General features: G+C 71.9%; 17 protein-coding genes. 5 read left to right on the forward strand and 12 right to left on the reverse strand.

All coding sequences use genetic code 11. The features are described from left to right. Positions 1-24 precede the first annotated feature (24 nt). The 7 genes from ABT057_RS26535 to ABT057_RS26565 form a co-directional block, all read right to left on the reverse strand. Positions 25-6,372, reverse strand: a complete 6,348-nt coding sequence (locus tag ABT057_RS26535) for a protein kinase domain-containing protein (protein WP_352346090.1) — start codon at positions 6,370-6,372, stop codon at positions 25-27. A 256-nt stretch (positions 6,373-6,628) separates the two neighbouring features. Continuing rightward, the gene (locus tag ABT057_RS26540; RefSeq protein ID WP_352346091.1) at positions 6,629-6,901 is read right to left on the reverse strand and encodes a hypothetical protein; all 273 of its coding nucleotides are present in this window, start codon (positions 6,899-6,901) and stop codon (positions 6,629-6,631) included. A gap of 166 nt (positions 6,902-7,067) precedes the next feature. Next, positions 7,068-7,925 carry a hypothetical protein gene (locus ABT057_RS26545; protein WP_352346092.1) on the reverse strand — a complete coding sequence of 286 codons (858 nt, stop codon included), beginning with the start codon at positions 7,923-7,925 and terminating at the stop codon, positions 7,068-7,070. Next, positions 7,922-8,635, reverse strand: coding sequence for a ParA family protein (locus ABT057_RS26550; RefSeq protein WP_352346093.1), 714 nt, complete (start codon positions 8,633-8,635; stop codon positions 7,922-7,924). Before ABT057_RS26550 ends, ABT057_RS26545 begins: the two co-directional genes overlap by 4 nt. A 169-nt stretch (positions 8,636-8,804) precedes the next feature. Then, positions 8,805-9,335 (reverse strand): helix-turn-helix domain-containing protein, encoded by a 531-nt coding sequence (locus ABT057_RS26555; protein ID WP_352346094.1) that lies wholly within the window; start codon positions 9,333-9,335, stop codon positions 8,805-8,807. Positions 9,336-9,376: 41 nt separating this feature from the next. Further along, positions 9,377-10,708, reverse strand: a complete 1,332-nt coding sequence (locus ABT057_RS26560; protein ID WP_352346095.1) for a transcriptional regulator — start codon at positions 10,706-10,708, stop codon at positions 9,377-9,379. Positions 10,709-11,286: 578 nt separating this feature from the next. Beyond that, complete coding sequence (locus ABT057_RS26565) at positions 11,287-11,421, reverse strand: hypothetical protein (protein WP_352346178.1); 135 nt, start codon at positions 11,419-11,421, stop codon at positions 11,287-11,289. Between the two features lie 76 nt (positions 11,422-11,497). Between ABT057_RS26565 and ABT057_RS26570 the strand changes: the two genes are divergently transcribed. Then, on the forward strand, positions 11,498-12,283 hold the full coding sequence (locus tag ABT057_RS26570; RefSeq protein WP_352346096.1) for an SDR family oxidoreductase: 786 nt from the start codon (positions 11,498-11,500) through the stop codon (positions 12,281-12,283). Positions 12,284-12,421: 138 nt separating this feature from the next. Then, positions 12,422-13,987 carry a sodium:solute symporter family protein gene (locus tag ABT057_RS26575; protein ID WP_352346097.1) on the forward strand — a complete coding sequence of 522 codons (1,566 nt, stop codon included), beginning with the start codon at positions 12,422-12,424 and terminating at the stop codon, positions 13,985-13,987. Between the two features lie 23 nt (positions 13,988-14,010). Here ABT057_RS26575 and ABT057_RS26580 read toward each other — a convergent pair whose 3' ends face one another. Next, positions 14,011-15,129, reverse strand: coding sequence for an ADP-ribosylglycohydrolase family protein (locus ABT057_RS26580; RefSeq protein WP_352346098.1), 1,119 nt, complete (start codon positions 15,127-15,129; stop codon positions 14,011-14,013). Between the two features lie 111 nt (positions 15,130-15,240). Beyond that, positions 15,241-18,558, reverse strand: coding sequence for a tetratricopeptide repeat protein (locus ABT057_RS26585; RefSeq protein ID WP_352346099.1), 3,318 nt, complete (start codon positions 18,556-18,558; stop codon positions 15,241-15,243). A gap of 102 nt (positions 18,559-18,660) precedes the next feature. On the opposite strand from ABT057_RS26585, the gene ABT057_RS26590 reads away from it, so the two are divergent. Continuing rightward, positions 18,661-19,182 carry a DUF2165 domain-containing protein gene (locus ABT057_RS26590; RefSeq protein WP_352346100.1) on the forward strand — a complete coding sequence of 174 codons (522 nt, stop codon included), beginning with the start codon at positions 18,661-18,663 and terminating at the stop codon, positions 19,180-19,182. On the opposite strand, the gene ABT057_RS26595 is transcribed toward ABT057_RS26590, so the two are convergent. The 3 genes from ABT057_RS26595 to ABT057_RS26605 form a co-directional block, all read right to left on the reverse strand. Beyond that, positions 19,183-19,767: a L,D-transpeptidase gene (locus tag ABT057_RS26595; protein WP_352346101.1), complete on the reverse strand. Its 585-nt coding sequence runs from the start codon at positions 19,765-19,767 to the stop codon at positions 19,183-19,185. 50 nt (positions 19,768-19,817) lie between these two features. Then, positions 19,818-22,421: a bifunctional FO biosynthesis protein CofGH gene (locus ABT057_RS26600; protein WP_352346102.1), complete on the reverse strand. Its 2,604-nt coding sequence runs from the start codon at positions 22,419-22,421 to the stop codon at positions 19,818-19,820. Between the two features lie 77 nt (positions 22,422-22,498). After that, positions 22,499-23,344 (reverse strand): LLM class F420-dependent oxidoreductase, encoded by an 846-nt coding sequence (locus ABT057_RS26605; RefSeq protein WP_352346103.1) that lies wholly within the window; start codon positions 23,342-23,344, stop codon positions 22,499-22,501. A 131-nt stretch (positions 23,345-23,475) separates the two neighbouring features. Between ABT057_RS26605 and ABT057_RS26610 the strand changes: the two genes are divergently transcribed. Both ABT057_RS26610 and ABT057_RS26615 read left to right on the forward strand, forming a co-directional pair. Next, positions 23,476-24,966, forward strand: a complete 1,491-nt coding sequence (locus ABT057_RS26610) for a CehA/McbA family metallohydrolase (RefSeq protein WP_352346104.1) — start codon at positions 23,476-23,478, stop codon at positions 24,964-24,966. Between the two features lie 173 nt (positions 24,967-25,139). Further along, entirely contained in the window at positions 25,140-26,087 is a 948-nt protein-coding gene (locus ABT057_RS26615; RefSeq protein ID WP_352346105.1) for an SDR family NAD(P)-dependent oxidoreductase, read from the forward strand. Positions 26,088-26,119 lie beyond the last annotated feature (32 nt).

Consider the following 26,119-nt stretch of genomic DNA (forward strand, 5'->3'; position numbering starts at 1 on the left):
GACGGTGGACGGCCGGTCGGCCGGTCAGGGCGCGGGGTGGCCGGTGCCGAAGTACCGGGCGTGCCGGGCGGCGATCTCTTCCCAGTCACCGTCGTGGGGGAAACGGATGACGTCCCAGTTGGCGTCGTAGAGGCGTTCCTCGGCGTCGGCGTCGCGCGTGGCGTCGTCCTCCGCGTCGGGGCGTTCGACGAAGACGGCGAGGTTCACGCCGGGCATGCGGTAGACGAAGTCGGGTACGGCGTTCGCCTCGGTGACCAGGGGCTGCGCCTCGTCGGGCAGGCGCAGGCCGCGCTCCTTGAGCCAGGTGACGAAGGTCTGCTCCAGGGGGGTGGAGGCGGCGGGCTCCGCGGGGGCGTCGTCCGCCTCGGCCCGCGTCTGTGCCTGCGCCGGCGTCTGTGGGGTCACCTGCTGGACCAGCCGTCGGTGCTGCTCGGTCGGCGACTCGCCGCGGGACTCGGGTTCGGCGGTGGCGGAGGCCAGGCGCAGCAGGAGGTCGCGCACTGAGTGGCGGTCGATGGCGGCGTGGTCGAGCTGGTTGCCGTAGGTCAGCAGGCACTCGTAGCAGCCGCGGGCGCACGGGCGGTCGGGGTGCGGGCCGCCCATGTCGTTACCGTCGGCGTCGAAGTGGCAGATCTCCAGGGCCTGCCGGGCCGCCTGCGCCAGCGCGCCGGGCTCGGACTGGAGGCGGCGCAGCACGCCCGCGCCGCCCTCGGCGGCCTCCATGAACAGCAGGCGCTCCCGGGGGCCGTCGTCGGGCGGCAGGAGTTCGCTGCCGAGCTCGGAATCCTCCAGCTCGAACGCGGTCTCGATGCCGCGCTCCAGGGCGTACATCAGCGTGATCGCGACGGGCTCGTCGAGCGGGTCGTCGAGCGTGACGACCAGGATGTTGCGGCGGTCCTCGACGTAGGGGATCACACGCTTCTTGCGGCGCTTCTCGTTGCCGTCGGCGTCCACGACGGGCATCTCGCTGGAGTCGCCGGACGCCTCGGAGGCGTCCCGCTCGTTCATCCAGCGGCCGTCGGCGGGGTCCAGCCAGTAGCCGGGCGGCTCGTTCTCCTTGGCCCGCAGCCGGCTCATGTTGGTGATGCGGACGGTCGCCGAGTCGCCGTACGAGAGCGTCGCCAGCGGGCCGACCGGGTCCGCGAGCCCGGCGTCCTGGCGGCCCCGGCGCGCGCCGTGGTCCTGGAAGCGGTACGAGATCTCCAGGCGGAAGCCTGCCCTGCGCCGCTCCTCCTCGTCGGAGGAGATGCGCTCGCGGCGCTGGGTGTAGACGGTGTGCAGCTGGAGCAGGCCGTACAGGGCGGCGCCCAGCGTCTGGCCGCACATCTCGCAGCGGTCGGCGCGCTGTTGTGGGTCGTGGTGGTAGCCGCAGTGGCCGCAGCGGCGGGCCTCGCCGGTGACGATGTCGCCGGAGGCGTCCGGCGGCAGCTGGATGCGGGTGACTTGGTAGCGGGCGCCCTCGTGGTAGATCAGCGCGCCGGGGCCGAACTCGCGGATGGCGAGGAAGCGGGGGCGCTGGAGGTAGTCGCCGTCGCCGTGGCGGCGGCCCGTGGTGGGGATGTAGGCGGCGAGCGGCAGGCGGGGGAAGGAGTAGCCGGGCAGGAAGCCCTCGGAGGCCAGGTAGCGGTAGGGGTTGAAGTCGGAGAGGACGGACTTGCTGTCCGGGGTCTCGTTGCGCAGCAGGGCGAGCTGGGTCTCCGCCTCGTCGCGGCGGCGCCGGGCCTGTCGGCGGTCGCCCTCGGTGAGGGTGAAGTCGTTGCGGCGGCGGTTCTGCACGTACTGCTCGGTCAGGGCGGCCCGGAACAGGTCGCGCCAGCGCTCGAAGGCGAGGTTGAACCGCTCGGGCGCCGAGCGCACCCGGTCCTCGATCCACTTCTCGTCCCACCAGGTCGTCCGGGCGAACTCGGGCAGCAGCGGGCCGAGGACCTGGTAGGCGGCGGCCACGGTACGGGCCTGGGCGCCGGGGTCGGCCGCGGCGGCCTCGATGTCGGCGTGCAGGAGGAGCGCGGGGTCGGGGCGGCCGGCGGACTCGTCGAAGGTGGTGTCGAGGACCTTGGGGATGGCGCGGCCCAGCGCGAGGCCGGTCTCGGCGAGCCAGATGCCCTGGAGGTGGGACAGGACGAGGTCCTCGTTGGCGAGGTCCAGACGGGGCGGGGCGACCGCGCCCGCGACCATGCGGGCGGAGCGGCGGAAGTAGTACTGGTCGTGGCTGTTGCCGGTGGCGCAGTAGGTGGTGACGAGCGCGGGCTGCCCGCTCCGGCCGGCACGCCCGCTGCGCTGCGCGTAGTTGGCGGGGGTCGGCGGGACGTTGCGCATCATGACGGCGTTGAGCGAGGAGATGTCGACGCCCAGCTCCATGGTGGGGGAGCAGTAGAGCAGCTTCAACTCGGCCTTGCTGAAGGCCTCTTCGCGCTTCTCGCGCTCGCCGGGGTCGACCTGGGCGGTGTGCTCGCGCGCGAACAGGCCCGCGAGGTCGGCGGCGGCCCGCTGGTAGAGGTCGCGGAAGAAGGTGTTGACGCGGGGTCCGTCGCCGCTGGCGTAGGTGCGGGTCAGCGGGTCGTGGGCACCGGTCTGTCCGGTACCGGCGCGCCAGATCAGGGAGGCGGCCGAGACACGATACCCGGTGAGGGCCGGGCCGGAGGGTGCCCGGAAGCGGCCGGAGCGCTGCGGCGCCTCGGTGATCTCCGTGACGAGGCCGGCCTTCGCGAGAACCTTCAGCAGTTCCTCGATGACGAGCTGGAGGTCGTCGGTGTCCAGGTCGCGGAAACCGGTGTGGGTGCGCCGCAGGTACTTGCCGTACTTGCCGCGTGCGGACAGGAACAGGCCGGAGCGGTCCAGGCCGGGTCTGGAGGGGCGGGGGTAGGCGGTGCCCACCTTGGGGCTGTCGCTCTTGGTCAGGACCCACGGGTCGACGAGGCGTTCCTCGCTGGCCCGCTGGAGCGAGTCGAAGTCGTCGCGGAAGTACTGGACGTCGATGGCGAGCGACCGGCGCATCTCGTCGAGCAGAGTCCTGACGATCTCGGCGCGCAGGGCCGGGTCGGCGTCCCGGAGCGTGACGTGCGTGTCCTGCCAGCGCTCGTCATGTTCGGCGACCCACTGCAGGTCCTCGTAGTCGATGGTGAGCAGGCCGGTCTGCTCCAGGTTGGGCATGGTGATGCGCCAGCCGCGTTCAAGGTCGAGGTAGAGCCGGAACGCGATCACGTCGCGCAGGGTCTTGGCTGCGGCGCGGGCTAGCGCGGGCGGCAGGTCCGACTGGCCGGTGTAGTCAGCCGGTTCGAGGGCGAGGGCGTTCGCCACGGTGGAGGCCAGCTCCTCGTGGTGGACGCCGTCCTCGCCGGCGTCGAGGGCCGCCCGGTACAGCGCGCCGCGCAGCTGCGTGATCTGGACGAAGTCGTTGAAGTGGCCCGCCTGGAGGGAGGCGTCCTGCCGGTTGTCGACGAAGGTGAGGAGCTTGCGCGCCGCCTTGTCGAGCGCCTCCGGAGGAACCGCCTTCAGGGAGCGGACCACGGACGCGGAGATGAGGGAGGTCGCCGAGGAGCGGCCCTCCTGGTCCAGGGTGGCCAGCTTGGCGAAGTCCTTGCCGCGGGTCTGCTCATAGGCGACACCGCAGTGCAGGCAGAACAGGAACGGGGAGGGGATGAAGGCGGCGTGCAGTTCCCCGCGGCCCTCGGTGCCGTACGGGTCGACCCTGACCGCGCGCGGGACACGGTCCCGATACGACTTCTTGATGGTCTCCTGGCCCCGGTCGTCGATCTCCAGCCAGGACTCGGGCAGTCGGCGGTCGGCGATCGCCTCGTCCGGGCTGAGCGGCCACGGGCGGTCGGGGTCGACGTAGAGGTATCCGTCACCCTGGCGGCCGCCGGTGGCGGTGGTGTCCCGGCGGGGCTCGTAGCGGAACTCGCCGTCCCTCTCCGTCCGCCACACCGTCAGGTACTCCTGGCCGCACTCGCGGCAGAAGGCGAGCGGCATCAGCAGCTTGCCGCCACTGTCGGGCTGGACACGCTGGTAGTCGCGGGTGAGGTGGCGGCTCGCCTTGTCCTCCAGGGTGACGTACACGGTGTCGCCCTTGGAGAGGAACTGGTGCAGCCGGAACGCGAACAACGGGCGCTCGGTGACCGGATGGCGGGCCTGGGACCCTGCCTCAAGCGTGTCGCGGAGGGCCTGCACGCACCGGTCCACCGGTACGACGCTCACCTCGGCGAGTTCAGCGGCAGCGTCCTCGATCTTCGCGGGCTTCTGCCGCACCAGGCGGCCGGTCACCTCGTCCTCGGCCAGGCCGAAGCGCGTCTCGATCCAGCGGGCCAGCGGGTCGCGGACCAGGTCGGCGTACGCGCGCGGAGCGGTCGGAGCCGTGAGCCGGTCCGGCGGAACTGCGTCGGGTGCAGGGTCGGTGGCCCGGACCAGCGTCTCGCCGATGACGTGCTCGGGGCGGACGGTCGTACCGAACAGCTTCGAGGCCACCTCGGCGACGACCTGCCGCTGGTCCTCCCAGGTGCCTTCCGTCGACATGGTCGCGGAAGTGCCGACGCACTGGAGCCGGTCGGCCCGGCACGCCTGACGGACACGCCGGACGAGCAGGGCCACGTCCGCGCCCTGACGGCCGCGGTAGGTGTGCAGCTCGTCCAGGACGAGGAACTCCAGCCCCTCCGCCATCGAGATGAGGCTCTTGCGGTCGTCGGGCCGGGTCAGCATCAGCTCCAGCATCACGTAGTTCGTGAGCAGGATGTCCGGCGGGTTGTCGCGGATCTCGCGGCGCCGGGTGTCGTCCTCCTGACCGGTGTAGCGCGCGAAGGTGACCGGTTCGCGCCCGGCGCCGTACCCGTCGCGCAGGTACTTCTCCAGCTCCTTCAGCTGGCTGTTGGCGAGGGCGTTCATCGGGTAGACGATGAACGCCCTCACCCGCTTGCGCGCGGCGGGGCCTTCGGCCTCGCGCTCCCTGAGCACCTTGTCGACGATCGGCACGATGTAGGAGAGGGACTTGCCGGAGCCGGTTCCGGTGGTCAGGACGTACGAGACTCCCTCGCGAGCGGCGTCGACGGCCTCGCGCTGGTGGCGGTGCAGGGTGAGCGGACGGCCGTCGCAGACGGTGCCGCCATGTGTCTTGCCGGCCTGGAAGATTCGTGCGCATTCCGGGTGCAGCACCTTGCCGGTGGCGAGTTCGGCGACCGTGCCCGCGGAGGCGAAGAAGGGGTTGAGCGACAGCCACGGATCGGGCCACTGGGACTTGGCGTTCAGGTCGTCCTCGACGAACGCCGCGATCCGGTCGTCGCGGATCACCGTGCCGCCCTCGGTGAAGTCGCGGTAGTCGTCGATGAGTTTGCGGTGGACACCGAAGACGTCCATGCCGCCGCCGGTGGACTGGCGCGGCTCGCGGGACGGAACCGACGGGGAGCGGTCCGGCTCGGGCAGGGTGGCGGGGGCCGGGACCTCGGAACGCATTTCCAGGAGACGACGCACGGGATCGAACTCGCCCCAGGCGGGCAGCGGGGCGCCCTCAGCCACGAAGGGCAGCAGCGCCTCTCGCACCGCGGCCGCGTCGGCGGGGCGGTCGGCCGGGTCCTTCGCGAGCAGCCGGTCGACCAGCCGTGCCAGTGGTTCCGGCACGTCGGAGCGGATCAGACGCGCGGGGGTCGGCGGCTCGTGGACATGCTTCTCGCCGAGCTCGTACGCGGACTCCCCCACAAAGGGAGGGACGCCGACCAGCATTTCGTACAGCACGCAGCCCAACGCGTAGAGGTCGGCGGCCTGCGTGACCAGTTTTCCCTGGAACTGCTCGGGCGCCATGTAGCGGGCGGTGCCGACGGTGACGCCCGTGCTGGTGAGCTGGGTGCCGTCGGGGTCGTCGACGATGCGGCCCATGCCGAAGTCCAGGACCTTCACCAGCCCACCGCGCGTCAGCATGACGTTGCGAGGCTTCAGGTCCCGGTGGACCACATCAACGGCGTGGGCGGCGGCCAGCCCGTCGGCCATCTGTACGCCGATGGCGGCTACCCAGGACACGGGCAGCTGCGGTTCCTCGATGACGAGGTCGGCGAGCGGATGGCCATCCAGGAATTCCATGGCCAGGTAGGGCAGACCGGATTCCGTGCCGTCGGCGCGGTCCACACCGCCGCCGATGGTCCGGGGCAGATTGGGGTGGCTGAGCATGCCCATGATGCGCACTTCACGAGCGAAACGCAGCACCGTCTTGTCGTCCGCCGCAGTGCCGACGTGGGCGCCCGACCGGCGGCGCAGAATGAGCTTCACCGCGACGATCCGGTCGGCGTCCGCCTCGGCCACCTGCAGGTCCTCGGCCCGGTGGACCTCGCCCATGTTGCCCGAGTCAATCGCCCCCAGCAGTCGAAACCGACCGGCGATCGTCTCCCGTTCCACGGCCCACTCCTCTGCCTTCTCCCCGCGGTCCCTTCGGGCGCGCGGGACTCCCCACGGCGGCCCCCGGCGCCCTGCGTAGTCAGGAAACACCTTCGGCTCGGGAATCGTACACGAAGTGGAGCAATATGGCTACATACACAGTCCGTTGACGACGTCAACATGCCACTGGGTAAAGCTGAACGTACAGAGAAAGATTGCGTAAGGCGTCTACCAACGTGAAGCTACCGTGGGCTGATGCCGCATGGCGAAAGGCTGCCTACGGCTTCTCCGGCGTCTGCGACTTCAGATCAGGCGGGTAGCCCTCGGCGCGCAGCCAGCTGTCGAGAGCGAGGGCGACGATGTCGCCGTGGGGCTTGTCGTGGTCGGCGTTGTAGCGGCGGATGCGCTTCTGGAGCTGGAGCGCATCGGGGACGGCGTAGTTGAGCTGTCCGCGCTTGGTATGGCGGTGGCTGATGACCTCCAGCGTGTCGGGATGGGGGGTGAGTGGGTCTTCGGTGGGCCGCGACTGCGCTTCCAATGCGTCGGCCAACTCACGTAGTCGTCGGACGTGATGGGTGAGATCGGGCACGGGGTTGCTCCGGTCGGTCCGGCTAGGCGGCTAGTTAGCCGCCTATTGGGCTAGTGAAATAGTCGGCGGGACAGCTGGCCGTGAACGAGAAAAGCGCTCGCGGCCAGCCGGGGAGATGTACGTCGTGTCAGAAGCCGCGGGTAGTGAGCCAATCGTCCAGCGCGACCGAGACGATGTCGCCGATGGGCAGGTGGTCGAGTTCGTTGTCCAGCGCGAAGCGCTTGATCCGCTTCTTCAGCCTCAGCGCGGCGGGGACCGACGAGTCGAGACTCTCCCGCGTGATGATGCGCTGGTTCAGTACGACGGCGACCTCGGGAACGTCCTTAGGACGGCCGGGACCGTGAGCATACGGCGCTCCATCGCTGGGCAGCTCCTGCGATCGCACGTCCTGTTCCTGGCGAGGCCCCGGGACGTCAGTCCTCACCGGGAATGCCGTACTGCCTGTGATCGGAGGAACTGCCGGGCGAACCACCACCTCGGCGGTCGGGGCCGCAATAGAAGCCAACGAGACGACCTGAGACGGGCCATACTGCGCAACGGGTTCGGCCAGCTGTGTGGGCTGGAGCGCCGGTCCCGCAGCCTCGGGAGCCGAGACCACAAGCGGCGCCTGCCGCATCACCGGCTCCCCACCAGATTCCGTCCCCGCCTCGGGGGCGACGGCCGCGCCAGCCAGCTGACCGGCGACTGGATCCTGCATGGGGCCGCTCGGCGCGACTTCAACGGCCCGCTGGGCGGAAGCCTGCGTCACTTCGGACACTGTCACCGCCCGGACCCGCGCCGCCCCCTCGGCAGGAACGGCAGAAGGAACTGCCTGCCCCTCCGTCTCACCGGCAGCACGACGGTCTTCGCTCTGGTCAGCAGCCTGTTCAGCAGCGAACTGCTCAGGGGTGAGCTCGGCAGTTGGCGGAGGAGGGGCAGCCTTCCTGGCACCGCCCAGGGTGCGACCGCCCGTGCGGCGGGCCGGGGGCTTCATGCGCTCGGTCATGCCGTGAGCTCCTTCATCAGCTCGGCGTACTCGCTCAGTTCGGTCGGGATCTCGCCGAAGGCCTCCATGTAGTGCACCCAGGAGTGGATGGTGGTCTCGGCGAGCGGGAACGCCTCGTCACGGTCCGGACCGATGCCCTCGCCCCGGGCGGGCTCCAGCAGCTGCTCCTTTGCCCGGCCGGGCAGGCTGGTACGGTCGTCCGCCTTGACCATGACCACGTGGGCGGTGACGCCGTGCTCGTTGCGGGCGGCGGCGCGCTCGGCCTCGTTGAAGGTGGCCACGAGCTTGCGACGCTCGATCTTCGTGGGGGCGACCGGCACGAGCAGCAGGTTCGCCTCGGTAACAGTTTCGTGGAAGATGCGGGCGCTGCCGCCGCCGGCGTCGACCACGATCGCGCCGAACTCGGCGCGCTTGACCCGGATGTACTCGGCGATGTCGTCGAACGGGTACCGCTCGACCACCAGGTTGGCGGGGATCTCGAAGCCGGCGGCCTGGGCGACCTTGAACCAGTCGAAGGCGGACTGGCTGGTTGCGTCGGCATCCAGCAGCAGGGTGGGTAGGTCGAGGACGACGGCGTGGTAGAGGGCGATGAACCAGGCGGAGGTGGTCTTGCCGGTGCCGCCCTTGAGCATGCCGACGACGATGACGAAGGCGTCCCAGGCGCTGGCCGCAGCCGCGGCCAGGGTCTTGGTACGGGTGTTCTCACTCACGTGTGCTTGATCTCCTGAATAGGGGAAGGGCCGTTGGCTGATGTGCGTCGACGAGAGGGCCGACATCCGGCAGGGGGTGCCCGCGCTGCAGGGCTGCGGCCGGGATGGCGGACTGCCGGCTTGTATATCTGCCGGGCACGACGGGGGATGTCCGCCAGGACGGGAGTGCTCATGACCGCTTCCTCGTGGCGTGGGCCGGGCCGTGGCTGTGCTGGGGACGCAGGCGAGTGCCTGCCTGGTGCAGGAGCCGGTAGACGGTGGCGACGGAGTAGTTGCACTCCTCAGCGAGCTCCGGCACCGTGGCCCCGGCCTCGTACCGCACCCGCAACGACACCGCGAGCCTCTGCCGCTCAACGGCCCGCGCTGCGGAGCGCATCCGCAAGGTCTCCTGCGTGGTGCGCGGGCGTCCACCGGCCTCGATCAGCAACCGTCGCGCGGCACGCCTCGTCCCACCCGCCGCCACGGCCAGCTCGGTGAGAGTTGCGCCGTGCTGCACGTACAGGGTCCGCAGATGCGCCGCGAGTCGTCGGCGGGCTTGTGGGTTCTGGCGCAGTCTGCGCGTCTGCCACGACGTGCGCATGACGGCCCCTGCATCGTGCAGCCGGTTGATGACGGTGCCGTAGGACAGGCCGCTGGCGGCAACGAGTTCGTCGACCGTCGCGCCGGACTCGTACTGCGTGCGCAAGGTTTCCGGAGCCACACGATCGTGCTCGGGCGGTGTGGCTGGCTTGTGTTGTGGGGTCATGCGGCGGAGTTCCATTCGCTGAGGGCTTCGGCATGGGCAGCGGCCAGTTCGTCATAGGTGCGCTGGTCGGCGGGGGTGATGAGGATCAGCCGGCCGTCGGTGGCCACCCGCCAGTCGGCGGCCGGACAGCCGGTGACCGGATCGAGGACGCCTCCGCCCGGGGCGTGCCAGGCGGACGAAATCTCGTCGGGGCGCGGCGCGGGAACCAGCACCGCGTGGCCGTCGCGGACGATGATCACCGCCCTGCTGCGGTGCTCGGCGAGGCGTGCCAGCCTCGCGCGGTAGGCCGCGCGCTCGGCCGCGTGCAGCACCTGGCGCCGGGCCGCAATACCGACGGTGCCGTGCAACTCGGCAACGTCGTCCCAGCCGTTAGCCGACCGCGGACGCGGGGCGTCCGCAGCCTCCGGCAGGCCGTTACCAATGCCCTCCAGAGCGTGAGGCGCGAGGGACCATGTCTCCCCGTGGTGGTGCACGAGGCCGTGCTCGGCCAGGCGCTGCAGGGTCCGGTAGGCGGTGGCCCGGGAGACGGAGGAGGTGCCGACAAGCTCACCGACGGTCTGGGCCGGACGGACATGCAGCGCGCCGATGAGCATCAGGGCGGCGCTGCCCAGGCCGTGGTGGGCGAAGGCGTCGTGGCCCATCAGCCAGCCGATGACGGTGGAGTCGATGTCAGCGGTCGTGGCTGTCTCAGGGGTGTGCCACTCCTCAAGTGCCGGGTCGGGGGGGTACTGAGTGGTCCGGAAACGAGACGGCGGCGCCGGGACAGCCCGACCGGCCGAGGCGTCGTCGAGGTACCAGGTGGAGCCCTCCCGGCCGTGGCCAGCCCGCAGGCGGCGCAGCCAGCCCTGCGGCGTGAGGACCGTCTCGTACACCGCCCGCAGGGTCGTGCGGGAGATGCCGGCCTCCTCGGCGGTCTGCCGCTCACTGGCGTGATGCAGCAAACCACCTGCACTCTCGGCGAAGGTCAGATGCGCCCGCAGCACCCGCAACGCGGTCCGGCCCCGCACTCCACGCCACGGTGTCGTCTCGATACGGTCGCGCAGCGCGGCGAGAACCTCGTGCGCCTGGTGGCGGGACTCCAGCAGCCGGGTGCTGCCGACCGCTGCCTCGGCGCTGGCCCACACCCGGCGGATGTAGTCCAGGGCACGCGTCTCCCCGGAGCGCACGGCGATACTGCGGGCGTGGCTGCCGCCCTCGTGCTCGGGATGCAGCAACAGCCGGATCAGCTCGTCGACGGTGCCGCCGGCGCGGGCGACGTGGCAGGCGATGGCGGCCGTGATCCGGTGCCCGTGCTCGGCCGCACCCTGCCGGTCCTCGCGCGGGACCACGGTCCGGCCGTCGGAGCCGAGCCGGCTGTAACTACCTGCCGCATAGCGGCCGGTGAGATCGCCGAGCAGGAGGAGATCGGCTGCCGCCGCAGGGAGTGGACGGAGGCGCGGTCGGCCGATCGGGTGAGAGGTCTGTCGCTGTGATTCTGTCTGATGGGTGTGGTGTGGCACGGTGGGGTCGTCTCGCAAGGACGTGGACGCCACCCAGGCCCGCTAAAACCACGGGTGGCATCCGGAACCGACCTCCAATCGGTGCCAGAGAAGCCTCCAGGATTACCCGTCCTGGGGGTCTTCTTATGCCCGGCGCCGTGCGGAGGCAGGCGTCCCCATCGCAGCTCGACCGAGGTCGGAGCGGAGAACCGTCGAGAGCACTACTCCCGATCGACACCCGTCAACTCGGGCCACTCGTTAGCGAGTTGCAGAGGGATCGCCTCTGACTGCCTCCGGGCGGCCAGGGTCGAACCGGGGTCGAATCAGAGCGTTTTCCTCTGACTGCCTCCGATCGCCTCTGCCACCCGACCTAGCAGGTCACAGCCGTTTCGGCCTTCATAAGTCCAGGTCAGGGCGGTGCACCGAAATTACCAGCGGTTGTAGGCGTACTCGTGGCCGGGATGCGGTTCGACCATGGTGATCAGGGCATGGCCGACCGGGACCCCGTAGGGCCCCACGGCGGCCAGTTCGGCATACGTCTCGCTGCGGGTCTCGTCGCTCACACGTCTTCCCCTTCCTCGGCGACTGGCCCATACTCTGACGCTCCGTCAGATAATGCGCCAGGGTCAGGAGGTCCCGATGTCACTGCTCACCGGACGGACCGTCGTCGTCTCGGGGGTCGGGGCCGGGCTCGGCCACCAGGTCGCCGCGGCGGTCGTACGGGACGGCGGCAACGCCGTGCTGGGCGCCCGCACCGAGGCGAACCTCGCCAAGAGCGCGGCCGAGATCGATCCGGACGGGTCGCACACCGCGTGGCGGGCGACCGACATCACCGACGAGCGGCAGTGCGAGGCGCTGGCGGCGCTCGCACGGGAGCGGTTCGGCCGGATCGACGCGGTGGTGCAGGTGGCCGCCTGGGACTCCTATTTCGGCGGGGTGGAGGACGCCGACTTCGCGACCTGGCAGTCGGTCATCGACGTGAACCTGCTGGGGACACTGCGGATGACCCGGGCATGTCTGCCCGGCCTGAAGGTGCGGGGCGGCGCGGTGGTCTTCATCGGGACGCAGTCGGCCGTCGCGGCCCCCTCCCAGGTGCGGCAGGCGGCGTACGCGGCCTCGAAGGGGGCGCTGACCAGCACGATGTACTCGCTCGCGCGGGAACTCGGGCCGCACCGGATTCGGGTCAACACCGTGCTCCCGGGGTGGATGTGGGGCCCGCCGGTGCAGGCGTACGTCCAGTTCACGGCACAGACCGAGGGGGTGCCGGAGGCCGAGGTGCTCGCGCGGCTGACGGAGCGGGTGGCCCTGCCGGACCTGGCCACCGACGGGGACGTCGCCGACGCGGCGGCGTTCCTCGCCTCCGATCGCGCGCGGGCGATCACCGGACAGTCACTGCTGGTCAACGCGGGAGAACTGATGCGCTGACCCCTTTCGAGTGAGTTCACGTAGGTGAACGTGAACCACCATACCGAATACCTTTACCTCCCTTTGACTCGACGCTTACTTGTCGTGTTCATGTGGCAGCGCCCACGATGAGCGCCGGGCTGAACCCTGGGAGGGCACATGAACGGTCTCGACTGGGCCGTGCTCATCGGCTACTTCGGCGTGATGATCGCCATTGGCGTCTGGTCGCACAAACGGGTGGACGACGTCAGCGACTTCTTCACCGCGGGCGGCAAGATGCCCTGGTGGCTGTCCGGCATCTCGCACCATATGTCGGGATACAGCGCGGTGATGTTCACCGGATACGCGGGCATCGCCTACACCTACGGCGTCACCTCCTTCATCACCTGGTCCTTCCCCATCGCGCTGGGCATCGCCATCGGCTCGAAGCTGTTCGCGCCACGCATCAACCGGCTGCGCTCCCGCCTGCGTGTGGCTTCCCCGCTCGAATACCTCAAGAACCGCTACGACCTGAAGACCCAGCAGGCGCTGGCCTGGTCCGGGATGCTGCTGAAGATCGTGGACGTGGGCGCCAAGTGGGCCGCGATCGCCACCCTGTTGTCGGTCTTCACCGGCATCTCGCTGAACCAGGGCATCCTCATCACCGGCGCGATCACCGCCGTCTACTGCACGATCGGCGGCCTGTGGGCGGACGCGCTGACCGAACTCGGCCAGTTCGTCATCCAGTTGCTGGCCGGCGTCGCCATGTTCGTGGCCGTCGTGCTGAAGCTGAACGACAAGGGCATCGGGTTCTTCGGCGCCTGGGACGAGCCGGCCCTCCAGGGCCACGGCAAGCCGCTCGTCGGCCCGTACGGCACCGTCTTCCTGCTCGCCTTCCTCTTCATCAAGCTCTTCGAGTACAACGGCGGCATGCTCAACCAGGCCCAGCGGTACATGGCCACGGCCACCCCGAAGGAGGCCGAGCGGTCGGCGCGGCTGTCGGCGGCGCTGTGGCTGATCTGGCCGGTGGTGCTGTTCCTCCCGATGTGGATGTCCCCGCTGCTGGTCACCGCGAAGAAGCCGGACGGCTCCGACTCCTACGGTCTGATGACCGAACAGCTGCTGCCGCACGGCCTGTTGGGCCTGGTCGTCGTCGGCTTCTTCTCCCACACGATGGCGATGTGCTCCTCCGACGCCAACGCCATCGCATCCGTCTTCACCCGCGACTGCGCGCCGGTGCTCTCCCGCAGGGCCCGGGAGTGGAACCAGCGGTCGGGCCTGATCGCGGCCCGCGTCACCACGGTCGTCTTCCTCGGCCTCTCCATGGCGGCGGCGACCCAGGTCAACTCCCCCACCTTCAAGGACATCATCACCGTCGTCATCAAGTGGGTGGCCGGCCTGATGGGCCCGATGGCCATCCCGATGATGCTGGGTCTGCTGCGCCCCTTCCGCCGCTCCGGCCCGACCGCGGCCCTGACCAGCTGGTCGATGGGGCTGCTGGCCTTCTGGCTGGTCAACTACCCGATCAACTGGAACGTCGACGGCGGAGTCCCGCTCCAGTACCAGGTCTCCGTCCCCCTGGCCGTCTCCCTCGTCCTCTACATCCTCATCGGCTTCCTGAAGCCCGAGGACACCCCGGAACGGCTCGCGATCATCGAAAGGATCAACACGGACGGGGACTCGTCGGGTGCGGCAGCGGTCGTCCCGGGCCCCCGGGACGCCGTGGCGGCCCCCGCCAAGGACTAGCGGGCATCCGAGGGGCGAGGCGCCTAGGCGCCCCTCGGATAGCGGGCCGTCCAGCCCGGTGAAGCCCCGGCCGGGCTGTGCAGGGCCGGACCCTGGGTCATCTCCATGGCGAAGTCGTCGGCCAGTTCCAGGATCGTGGGACGGCCCTCCAGCTCGGCCAGCCAGGCCGGCGGGAGGGCCGTCTCGCCGTGCAGAGCGCCCAGCAGTCCGCCGGTGACGGCGGCGGTCGGGGCGGCGGGGCCGCCCTGGTTCACCGCGAGGCGCAGTCCGTGTCTGACGTCCTCCGCGACCAGCGCGCAGTAGACGGCGCCGGACAGCACGCCCGGCGCCTTCCCCTCCCCCACCAGTTCCGCCACTCTCCCCGGCATCGGCAGCCCCTGCCGTACCGCGCCCAGCGCGCGTTGCAGGGCCTCCGAGACGGGTTCGTGCCCCGGGCGCGCGGCCAGCAGCGCGAGGGCCCGCTGCACCGCGCCGTCGAGGCTCTCGCCGCGGGCCAGCGCGTGCACGGTGACGGCGTACGCGCCCGCCGACAGGTAGGCCGCCGGATGGCCGTGGGTCTGGGTCGCGCACTCGATCGCGAGCTGGGCGACGAGCTGCGGCTCCCAGCCGACGAGCAGTCCGAAGGGCGCGGAGCGGGCGGTGGGCTCGGGGCCGTCGGCATCGGGGTTCTTGGGCGAGTCGAGTGTGCCCATGCGGTCGTCGCCGAGCCCCATGAGGAGGGCCCGGGTCGGATCGCGGCGGGCGTACAGCCACTCCTCGCGGGCCAGCCAGCCGTCGTCCTTGCGGCGCAGGTCGGGGCCCCAGTCGCGCTGGGTGGCGGCCCATCTCAGGTACGCCCGGTGCAGGTCGGTCGGGGGGTGCCAGGCGCCGGTGTCGCGGCGGACCTGGGCGCGGATCAGCCCGTCCACGGTGAACAGGGTGAGCTGGGTGTGGTGGGTGACGGCGCCGCGCCGGCCGTGGGCGGGGGCGAGGTCGACGACCCCCTCCGGCCCGTGGAGCTGCCGGATCTCCTCGGGCCCGAGCCCGTCGACGGGCGCCCCGAGCGCGTTCCCGACGGCGGCGGCGAGCAGCGTGCCGCGTACCCGGCTGCGGAAGTCCTGCTGTTCGGTACGGCCCCAGACGACACCTGACGGCGTACTCATGTCGTACTCACCAAGTCCTCCCGGCCACCGTCCGTACGTACGACGTCCGTCACTGTAATCGAACGGGGTCGGAGGGCCGAGGCCTGATGGTGGAGGCGCCGTGGAGGTCTTTCAGTCCGGCTGTCGCGCGTGGCGGGTCCGGAACGCGTCGCGGGCCGCGATGACCGCGGCCAGGCGCGGGGCGAGGGCGGTCCGGTCGGTGTCCGGGCTGTGCAGGAGGTCCGCGAGGGCGGCGCCGAGGTCCGCCAGGTCGCTCCAGGCCGGGTCCCCGGCCAGGACCTCGGCGAGTTCCCGCTCGGCCTCCGGCCAGTGCCCGAGGGCGCAGGCGACGATGCACCGGCCCACCGCCCGTTCCGCGGCCACCACCCGGTCGTCGTCCTGGAGCAGCCGCGCGAACTCCCGCCAGAGGGGTTCGGCGGCCCGCGCTCCGTCCGTCCCGCCGACGGTCAGCGCCAGCAGGTAGCTCCCGTTGAGGGGGTCCGCCCTGCGCACCCGCTCGGCGCTCCGCCGGGCCGCGGCATGCTGCCCGGTGCGCCGGTGCAGCTCGGCGCGCAGGAACTCCAGCTCCTCGTCGGACGGCTCGGCCGACTCCGCCTCGGCCAGCCGGGCGGCCGCCTCGTCCCACCGCCCGCACCGCATCAGCGTCTCCACGGCGCTGCGGCGCGCCCACTCCGTCTCCTGGCCGAGGGCGACACAGCGGTCCAGGTCGGCCAGTGCTTCGTCGACCCGCCCGGTCGCCATCCCGGCCCGCGCGCGCCGGGCGAGCGCCCACCCGTAGTCCGGTGTGAGCGTCAGGGCCCGGTCCAGACAGCGGAAGGCCTCCGGGTAGTCCTTCAGGGCGAGGTGGGTCGCCCCCAGGGAGGCCAGCGCGTAGTCGCACTCCGGGTTCTGCTCGATGGCGCGCCGGAGCGCGGCGACCGCCTCCTCGTGCCGGTCCGCGAGCCGGTAGGCCTCCCCCAGGTCGGCGGCCGCCCAGCCGTCCTCGGCGCCCACCGCCTCCGCCCGCCGCAGATCCTCGAACATGCCCTCCGTGTCGTCCAGCCGACGACGTGCCTCGGCCCGCTTCCTGAGCGCCCAGGCGTAGTTCGGGGACAGTTCGACGGCGCGGTCCAGGTCGGCCAGCGCCGCCTCGTCGCCGCCCAGTCCGAGGTGGGCCGTGCCCCGGCTCGCCAGTGCGGAGGGGTAGTCGGGTTCGAGGGTGAGGGCGCGGCCGAGTTCGGCGACCGCCTCCTCGAAGCGGCCGGCCAGCCGGTAGGCGTCCCCGCGCTCCGAGGCGACCCATTCGGCGTCGGGCGCGAGCAGGACCGCCCGGTCCAGGTCGGCGAACGCCTCGTCCCACTCCTCCCGCGCACGCCGCAGCCGGCCCCTGCGCACCAGCGCCCACACGTCGTCCTCGTCGAGGGCGACCGCGCGGTCGAAGTCCGCGAGGGCCTCGTCGTACCGTCCGAGGGCGTGCCTGCACACCGCCCTGCCGACCAGGGCCTCCTCGTACGACGGGTCGAGGGCGATCGCCCGGTCGAAGTCGGCGACGGCCTCCTCGAAACGGCCCAGGAGGCGCCGGGTCTCCCCGCGCGCGCCGAGGATCCAGTCGGTGTCGGGGGCCAGTCCGTCGGCACGGTCGAGGGCCGCCAGCGCCTCCGCGAGGTCGTTCGTCGACTGGAGGGTGAGGCCCCGGCCGAAGTGGGCCCGGACCAGGTCCGGATCGAGCGCGATCGCCCGGTCGTACTCCGTCAGCGCGGGACCGTACCGTTGGCCGTTGCGCAGTTCCCGGCCCAGCAGCGCGTGGGCGACCGCCCGGCCGCGGTCGTCGAGTCCCGGACGGGCGAGGAGCAGTTCCGCCGCCCTCAGCTCCCCCGCGGAGTCGTCCGCGAGGGCCTCGCGCAGCTCGCGGCCCCACTCCCGCACGGCCGGCGCGTCGGCCGCGCCGCCCGCCTCCTCCAGCATCCGCGCCCAGCGGCGGCCGACGGCGGGGCTCTCCCGGCAGGCCGCCACCGCGTCGTGCAGTGCCCCGGGCAGTGCGGCTCGCGGCCCGGCGCACAGCGCGTGGTACGTCTCCTCCAGCCGCAGTTCGCGCCACGGCTCGTGCTCCCACTCGTAGTCGGGCCGCAGCCCGTCCGCCGCCTCCTCCCGCCACCGCCGGAAGGCCGCCGCGAGCCGCTCGTGCCGCTGGGTCCAGCCACGCGGGGAGCGTCGCCGCTGCAGCCGGAGCATCGGCTCGCGCACCAGGTCGTGGTAGCGCACCTGGGCGCCGCGGTCGTCCACGAAGGGCAGCCCGCGCAGCCAGCCGAAGAGCGGATCGGCCGCCTCCTCCGGGCAGTCCGCGGCGGTCCGCAGCACATCCGGGTCCAGGCGCCGGGGCAGCGCGCAGGCGAGGGCCGCCGCCCGCCGCACCGGGTCCTGCTCCCACTTCAGGAACCGCTCCACGGCCGTGGCGCTGGGGTCGCCGATGTCGTCCGGGTCGGCGGGCCGCTGTTCGGCCAGGGTCGAGACCAGCACGGGCAGCCCGCCGGTGAGCCGCAGCACCTCCTCGACCACGGACTCCTCCACGACTCCCTTGCCGGCCAGCAGCCCGCGTGCCTCCGTCTCGGTGAACGGCCCGAGCGGGACCTCCGTGACGAAGTCCGCCAGGCCGCCCCACCGGGCCGCGGCGAGGGGCAGCTGCCCCGCGGTGACCACGACGGTGTTCTCGGGCAGGGCTCCGCCGTAGCGGGTGGTGGTCATCACCTCGTGCAGCCAGCCGTCGAGGACCTGGCCGGTGCGTTCGTAGGTGTCGAGGACGAGGACCAGCCAGGGGACCTCGGCCGCGGCCTCGGCGAGTTCCTTCAGCAGCACGGGGGTGAGGACCCGCTCCGGGGCCAGGACGAGCTGGAGATCCTCCTGGGTGCGGAAGCGGGCGCTCAGGCCGGCCCGCAACCGGTCGGCGCCCTGGGCGAGCTGGGCGGGATCGAGGGCTCCCGCGAAGGCGCCGACGCCGGGCACCAGGCCGAGCCCCACCAGGGTCGCGCGGGCGGCCGCCATGCTCGCGGGCGACGGCCCCTCCGGCTCGAGCCCGGCCTCCACCACCGCCGCCGCCTCGTGCCGCCGCTCCCGGTGCGCGGCGAGCAGCCGCTCCAGCTCCCTGAACCGGTGCCCCTGCCGGGCGAACTGTTCCGCCAGCTCGGCCATCGCCTCCGGGACGGAACCCACCGACTCGTCGACATACGCGGTCAGTGCGCCGCGCTCCCGCGCGAGCTGCTCCAACTCCCTTACGAGAAAGGTCTTTCCGACCCCGGCGTTGCCGTGGACGTGGAACAGGAACCGGTGCCGCTCGTCGTCCGGCGACAGTTCCAGGTTCTCCCGGAACGCGGCCCGCTCGGTGCCCCGGCCCACGAAGCCCTGCCGTCTGCGCTGCGCGATCAGCTGCTGCATCGACCGCTGGACCCGCCCCATGCCCACACTCCTTCCCCCCGGGCGTCCCCCGACGCCGGGTGCCCGCCATTCTTGCCCAATCCGGAAGGGACACCGGGGACTTGACGGGGTAGGGAGACCGGCATGACTACCCCGACCGCACGAATCCCACACACCTCACGCGTTCTCCCCCTGACGGCCGCGCTCCTCACCGGGACCCTCGCGCTCTACATCGCCCTCGTGGCTTTCGGGAACATCACGGACTTCGGGACGAACCAGCAGTTCGTCCGCCATGTGCTGGCCATGGACGACACGTTCAAGGACGACGACCTGATGTGGCGGGCGGTGACGAGCAAGGGGCTTCAGGACGCCGCGTACGTCGCGATCATCGTGTGGGAGACGGTGGCCGCGGTCGTGCTGGCCGCCGGGACGTGGCTGTGGGCGCGCCGGGACCACGTCCGGGGCCGGGCGTACTCCACCTACGGGCTGTTGATGCTGATGCTGCTCTTCGGTGCCGGGTTCATCGCGATCGGCGGCGAGTGGTTCTCGATGTGGCAGTCGAAGACCTGGAACGGCCTGGAGGCGGCGACGCGGGTGTTCCTGGTCAGCGGGATCGTGCTGATCGTCAACCATCTGCCGTTCGGGGCGGACGAGAACAACAGCTGACTACTCGACGACCCTGACCTTCGTCCCCAGGTCGCCGAAGGCCCACAGCGCCGAGCCGTCATCCTTGGGCATGCGGATGCCGCCGGTCTGGGCGCCCGAGGCGGCCGGGGGCGGGGAGGAGCCGTCGACCGCGTTGGAGAAGGCGATGTTGACTCCCGAGACGACCGAGAAGTAGATGATGTGCTCGATCGCCACGCCGTCGGAGCCCGTCGTCGCGTCCTTGCGGACGGAGACGGTGTAGCTGCCGGGGGCCGGGTGGACCGTCCCCGGCCAGACGGTGAAGGTGCGGCGGGACGTGTCGTCGGCGTCGACCAGCCAGACCCGGCGGTCGGACAGGTCGTAGACGATCCTGCGGCCCGAGCCCGAGGCCTCCGGGACGTCGGTCTTCACCGCGGACGGCGAGGCCTTCGGAGTCGCCGAGGGGCGCGGGCTCGCCGACGCCGACGCGTTCGGCCGGCTCGCCGACGCCGTCGGGTGCGGGCCCTGCTCGGCCTTCACCGTCAGCACGGCGACCGCGGCGATCGCGCCGGCCGTCAGACCGGTGACCCAGACCCACGAGGGAAGCCGTCGGGCAGGCACGGGCACGCATCTCCTCAGCTACGGGACCCCTCCACTAGGAGGTCGGATCATCGTACTCACTCCAGCACGGGCAGGAGGTCCGGCAGATGCCCGTCCGAGGCCCGGGCGGCCGCCTGCCGTTCCTCCGGTACGGCCCCGTAGAGCGTGGTCCGGGGCCTGGCCGGCCGGCCCGCCGCGTCCGCCACCGCGATCAGGTCCTTCACCGACTTGTAGGAGCCGTAGGAGGAACCCGCCATCCGGGAGATGGTCTCCTCCATCAGCGTCCCGCCCAGGTCGTTGGCGCCCGAGCGCAGCATCTCCGCCGCGCCCTCCGTGCCCAGCTTCACCCAACTGGTCTGGATGTTGGGGATGTACGGGTGCAGGAGGAGCCGGGCCATCGCCGTGACCGCGCGGTTGTCCCGCATGGAGGGGCCCGGCCGGGAGATCCCCGCGAGGTACACCGGGGCGTTGGTGTGGATGAACGGGAGCGTCACGAACTCCGTGAAGCCGCCGGTCTGTTGCTGGATGCGGGCCAGGGTGCGCAGATGGCCGAGCCAGTGGCGGGGCTGGTCGACATGGCCGTACATCATGGTGGAGGTCGACCGGATGCCCAGTTCGTGCGCGGTCGTGACGACCTCGATCCAGGTCGCCGTCGGCAGCTTGCCCTTGGTCAGGACCCAGCGGACCTCGTCGTCGAGGATCTCGGCGGCGGTCCCGGGGATGGAGCCGAGACCCGCCTCCTTCGCCGTGCCCAGCCACTCCCGGACGGACATGCCGGTCCGCGTGGCGCCGTTGACGACCTCCATCGGCGAGAAGGCGTGCACATGCATTCCGGGGACGCGGGACTTCACCGCCTTCGCGATGTCGAAGTACGCCGTCCCCGGCAGGTCCGGGTGGATGCCGCCCTGCATGCAGACCTCCACCGCGCCCACGTCCCAGGCCTGTTGGGCACGGTCGGCCACCTGCTCCAGGGACAGGGTGAACGCGTCGGCGTCCGTGCGGCGCTGCGCGAAGGCGCAGAAACGGCAGCCGGTGTAGCAGACGTTGGTGAAGTTGATGTTCCGGGTGACGATGTAGGTGACGTCGTCGCCGACCGCGGCCCTGCGCACGTCGTCGGCGATCCGGGTCAGCGCGTCGAGGGCCGGGCCGTCGGCGTGCAGCAGGGCGAGGGCCTCGGCGTCGCTCAGCTTCGTCGGGTCGTCGGCGGCGGTCGCGAGAGCCTGGCGAACGTCGGTGTCGATGCGCTCCGGGACCATGCCGGGGGCGGCCGCCTCCCGCAGGGCGGACCAGTCGCCGTACACCTCGTCGAAGTCGTCGCGGCGGTCCGACGTACGGCCGTCGGTGTCGATGGACGCGTGCAGGTCCGTACGGCCGGACGGCACGAACACCTCGTCGGGCTCCTGCCAGGGCCGCCCCTCCACCACGGCGTCCGGCACGGCGAGGCCCGTCTCCGGGTCGGCCAGCGCGCGGACGTGCGGCAGCAGCCGCGGGTCCAGCCAGGGTTCGCCGCGGGTGACGAACTCGGGGTACACGCAGAGACGTTCCCGCAGTTCGAACCCGGCGGCCTTGGAGCGCCGGGTGAGTTCCTCGATCTGCGGCCAGGGCCGCTCGGGGTTGACATGGTCGATGGTGAGCGGGGACACCCCGCCCCAGTCGTCGATCCCGGCTCCGATCAGCCGCTCGTACTCGCTGTCCACCAGGTTCGGCGGGGCCTGGAGGCAGGCGGCGGGCCCGAGGATGTGCCGGGCCACGGCGACCGTGGCGACCAGTTCGTCCAGCTCCGCGTCCGGCATGCCGCGCATCGCGGTGTCGGGCTTGGCACGGAAGTTCTGGATGATCAGTTCCTGGACGCCGTGGTAGGCGCGGGAGATCTTCCGCAGCGCGAACAGCGAGTCGGCCCGCTCCTCGTACGTCTCCCCGATGCCGATCAGGATCCCCGAGGTGAAGGGCACGGAGGAGCGGCCGGCGTCCTCGAGGACCCGCAGCCGTACGGCGGGCTCCTTGTCCGGGGAGCCGTGGTGGGGGCCGCCGGGCTCGGACCACAGCCGGGTGGCGGTGGTCTCCAGCATCATGCCCATGCTGGGCGCGACGGGCTTGAGCCGCTGGAGGTCGGTCCAGGACATGACGCCCGGGTTGAGGTGCGGGAGGAGGCCCGTCTCCTCCAGGATCCGGATGGAGATGGCCCGGACATAGGCGATGGTGTCGTCGTAGCCGTGCGCGTCGAGCCACTCCCGGGCCTCGGGCCACCGCTCCTCCGGCTTGTCGCCGAGGGTGATGAGGGCTTCCTTGCAGCCGAGGGCGGCGCCCTTGCGCGCGATGTCGAGCACCTCGTCGGGCGACATGAACATCCCGTGCCCGGCCCTGCGGAGCTTTCCGGGGACGGTGACGAAGGTGCAGTAGTGGCATTTGTCCCGGCACAGCCGGGTGAGGGGGATGAAGACGCTCTTCGAGTAGGTGATGACGCCGGGCCGCCCCGCCGCCTCGAGCCCCGCGTCCCGCACCCGGGCGGCGGACGCGGCGAGGTCCTCGAGGGCCTCGCCGCGGGCCTGGAGCAGGACGGCGGCCTCGCCCACGTCGAGCGCGACGCCGTCCCGGGCACGTTTGAGGGCGCGACGCATGGAGTTCTCGGTGGGGCCGGGGGTCGGACCGGGGCCGGTTCCGGAGGTCGCGGAGGTCGTCATCCTTTGAGGATACGTTCGGGCTGATCAGGGCCGACGGGGGCGCCCGATTCGTCCCTCCCGGACGTCGTTACACGGTGTCACTGGAATCGGGCGAGGTCGTCGAGTACCCGGAGGACCTCGGCCTCGCCGGCCGGCGGGAGCTGCACGACGGCCTCCTCGATGCCCAGCTCGGCGTAGTGCGCGAGCTTGCCCGCCGACGGCTGGACGGCGTACGGGACGACCTCCAGCGCCTGCGGGTCCCGGCCCGCGTCGGCCCACGCGGCGCGCAGCACCGGCAGCGACTCGGACAGACCGCGCCCGCCGATCGGCAGCCACCCGTCGGCGTACTCGCAGACGTGCGAGAACAGCTTCGGTCCGGCGCCGCCGCCGACGAGGGTCCGGGGCCCGACGACCGGCCCGCGGGACTTCTGCGCGGGCTTGGGGTGCGCGAGGCTGGCCCGGACCGACCCGTACGCGCCGTCGTAGGAGGTGGGTTCGTCGCTCCACAGGGCCCGCATGAGCGCCATCCGGTCCCGCACGAGTTCCCGCCGGGTCCGCCACTCCACCCCGTGGTCGGCGGCCTCCTCGACGTTCCACCCGAAGCCGAGGCCCAGCGTGAACCGTCCGCCGGAGAGGTGGTCCAGGGTCGCGATCTGCTTCGCGAGGTCGATCGGGTCGTGCTGGGCGACGAGGGTGATACCGGTGCCGAGGCCGAGGTTCTCGGTCACGGCGGCGGCCTGCCCGAGGGCGACGAAGGGGTCGAGCGTACGGCCGTACTCACGCGGCAGTTCGCCGCCCGCGGGGTACGGCGTGGCCCGCTCCACCGGGATGTGGGTGTGCTCGGGCAGGTACAGGCCCGCGAAGCCGCGCTGCTCCAGCTCACGGGCGAGGCGGGTCGGGGTGATCGTCTCGTCGGTGAGGAAGATCGTGACGGCGATGCGCATGGGGGGCCTTTCGGTGCGGGTTCGTCTGCGGTCCTCTGCGTTTCATCTGCAGGTTCATCTGTTCCGGTTCATCTGTACCGGGAGAAGCGGTCGGTGTCCATACCGACCGGTCGGCATTGTGAGGGAGAGTCATGCCGGAAGATCGGATCGCACGCCGTGCGCTGCTGGCGACCGGAGCCGCCGCCGCGCTTACCGTGGGAAGGGTGAGCTTCGCGGCCGCCGCGGACGGCGCACCGGAGACGAGGACGTTACGCGGCACCCTGCCGCCCGGCGCCCCCGACTTCGTGTACGTCCCCGTGGACGTCCCGCGGGGAGTGCGGGAACTGCGCGTCTCGTACACGTACGACAGGCCGTCCGTGCCGGCCGGCACCCCCGGCAACGCCCTGGACATCGGCCTCTTCGACGAACGGGGCACCGGGCTGGGCGGGGAGGGCTTCCGGGGCTGGTCGGGAGGCGCGCGGACGGAGTTCTTCGTGCGGGCCGACGAGGCGACGCCGGGATACGTACCCGGCCCGGTCCGTCCCGGCGTGTGGCACATCGCCCTCGGCCCCTACGCGGTGGCGCCGCGGGGACTGTCGTACGAGATCACGGTGACCCTGACGTACGGCGAACCGGGCACGACGGCACCCGTGTCCTACCCGCCCTCCTCCGCGCGGGGCCGGGGCCGGGCCTGGTACCGGGGCGACTGCCACCTGCACTCCTGGTACTCCGACGGCCGCCGCACCCCGGCGGAGATCGGGACCCTCGCCCGGGCGGCGGGCCTGGACTTCATCAACACCTCGGAGCACAACACGCACGCCGGACACGGGGCGTGGGCGAAGGTGGCCGGCGACGACCTGCTGGTACTGCTCGGCGAGGAGGTGACGACCCGCAACGGCCATGTGCTGGCGCTGGGGACCCGCCCGGGGACGTTCGTGGACTGGCGGTACCGGGCGCGGGACAACCGCTTCGGCCGGTTCGCGCGCGAGATCCGGCAGGCGGGAGGACTGGTGATCCCCGCCCACCCGCACGCCACCTGCGTCGGCTGCTCCTGGAAGTTCGGCTTCGGGGAGGCGGACGCGGTGGAGGTGTGGAACGGCCCGTACACCCCGGACGACGAGGTGGCTCTGGCTGCGTGGGACGCGACGCTCCGGGGCGGGACCGGGAAATGGCTGCCGGCGGTGGGCAACAGCGACGCGCACCGGGACCCGGACGTGGTGGGCCTGCCGCAGACGGTGGTCCTGGCCGACGGCCTCACCCGGGAGGCGATCCAGGAGGGCATCCGGGCGGGGCGGGTCTATGTGGCCGAGTCGAGCGCGGTGTCGCTGTCCCTGTCGGTGTCGGGCGGCCGGGGCCGACGGGCGGGAATCGGCGAGCGGTTGGCGGTGGCGGCGGACGCCCCGGTGACCGTCCGCCTGGAGGTGACCGGCGCACCCGGCTGCACGGTCCGCTTCGTCACGGACGAGGGCGTCATCCTCACGAGCGCCCCGCTGCCGGAGTCGGGGGCGGGCGTGGTGGAGTGGGGCACGACCCCCTCGTACGCGGCGTACGTACGCGCGGAGGTACGCCACGAGGCGACGGCCCCGCCGCTGCCGGGGACGTTGGCGGCGCTCACGAATCCGGTGTTCCTGGGGCGGGGGTGAGGAGGGCGGGACGCGACTGAGCGTTCGGCGCTCTGCGCCGTGTCGCCGACAGACCCTCGGCGGGTTGTCGGTGAGCTGTGGGAGATGTGTCGGTGGCCGCTGGAACCGTGGATGTCCAGTCGCCCGGCGGAGCAGCCGCCGGGCGTCCTCGACCGCGAGGGAGCCCCGTCGCCATGCCGTCCACGTCCTCCACCCCGCCCTGGAACGTCCACCGCCTGCCGCGCGCCGATGGCAGCGTCTTCCTGGTCACCGGCGGCAATGCCGGCATCGGGTACTTCGTCGCGGAGCAGCTGTCGGAGACCGGAGCCACCGTCGTCATCGGCAGCCGGAACCCCGCCAGGGCCGAGGTCGCCACGGCCTCGATACGTGCGCGGGTCCCCGGCGCCCGGGTGCGGGCCGTGCGGCTGGACCTCGCCGACCTCTCGTCGCTCGCGACCGTGGTGGAATCGCTGGGGGTGGAACGCCTTGACGCGGTGGTCCACAACGCCGGCGTCGCGCTCGACGACCCGCCCCGCAGGGAGACCGCGGACGGGCACGAGCTCATGTTCGGCACCAACCACCTCGGGCACTTCGCGTTGACCCGGTGGCTGATGCCGCTGCTCGCGGCCGCGCCGGCGGCCCGCGTCGTGACCATGGGCAGTTTCGCGGCGAAGTCCGAGCGGCTCGACCTCGACGACCTGCAGTCCCGGAACGACTACCGGCCCAAGCGCACCTACGGACGCTCCAAGCTGGCGCAGATGTACTTCGGTGTCGAACTCGACCGCTGTCTGCGCGCTGCCGGCAGCACGGTGGCGAGCGTGGTGGTCCATCCCGGCGGCGCGCTGGACTCCCTCACCCCGTCACGGCCGCCGGTCCATGTGCGAACCACCGGCGCACGACTGGGCGCGGCACCCGCGGCCCTCCTCGTCCAGGGCAAGCACGCCGGCGCCTGGCCCGCGGTCCGGGCGGTGCTCGACCCGGCCGTGCTGGGAGGCCAGTTGTGGGAACCGCGCGTCTTCGGCCTGCGCGGCGAGCCCCGACGTGAACCGGTGTGGAACCACCTCACCGACACCGCCGTGGCGGCGCGGCTGTGGGAGGCGAGCTGTGACCTGACCGGCGCCGACCTCGGCACCATCCTCTGACAGCACGTCAGCAACCGTGCCGAGCGGGGGTT

Source organism: Streptomyces sp. NPDC002588, from assembly GCF_040295925.1.
Classification (GTDB): Bacteria; Actinomycetota; Actinomycetes; order Streptomycetales; family Streptomycetaceae; genus Streptomyces.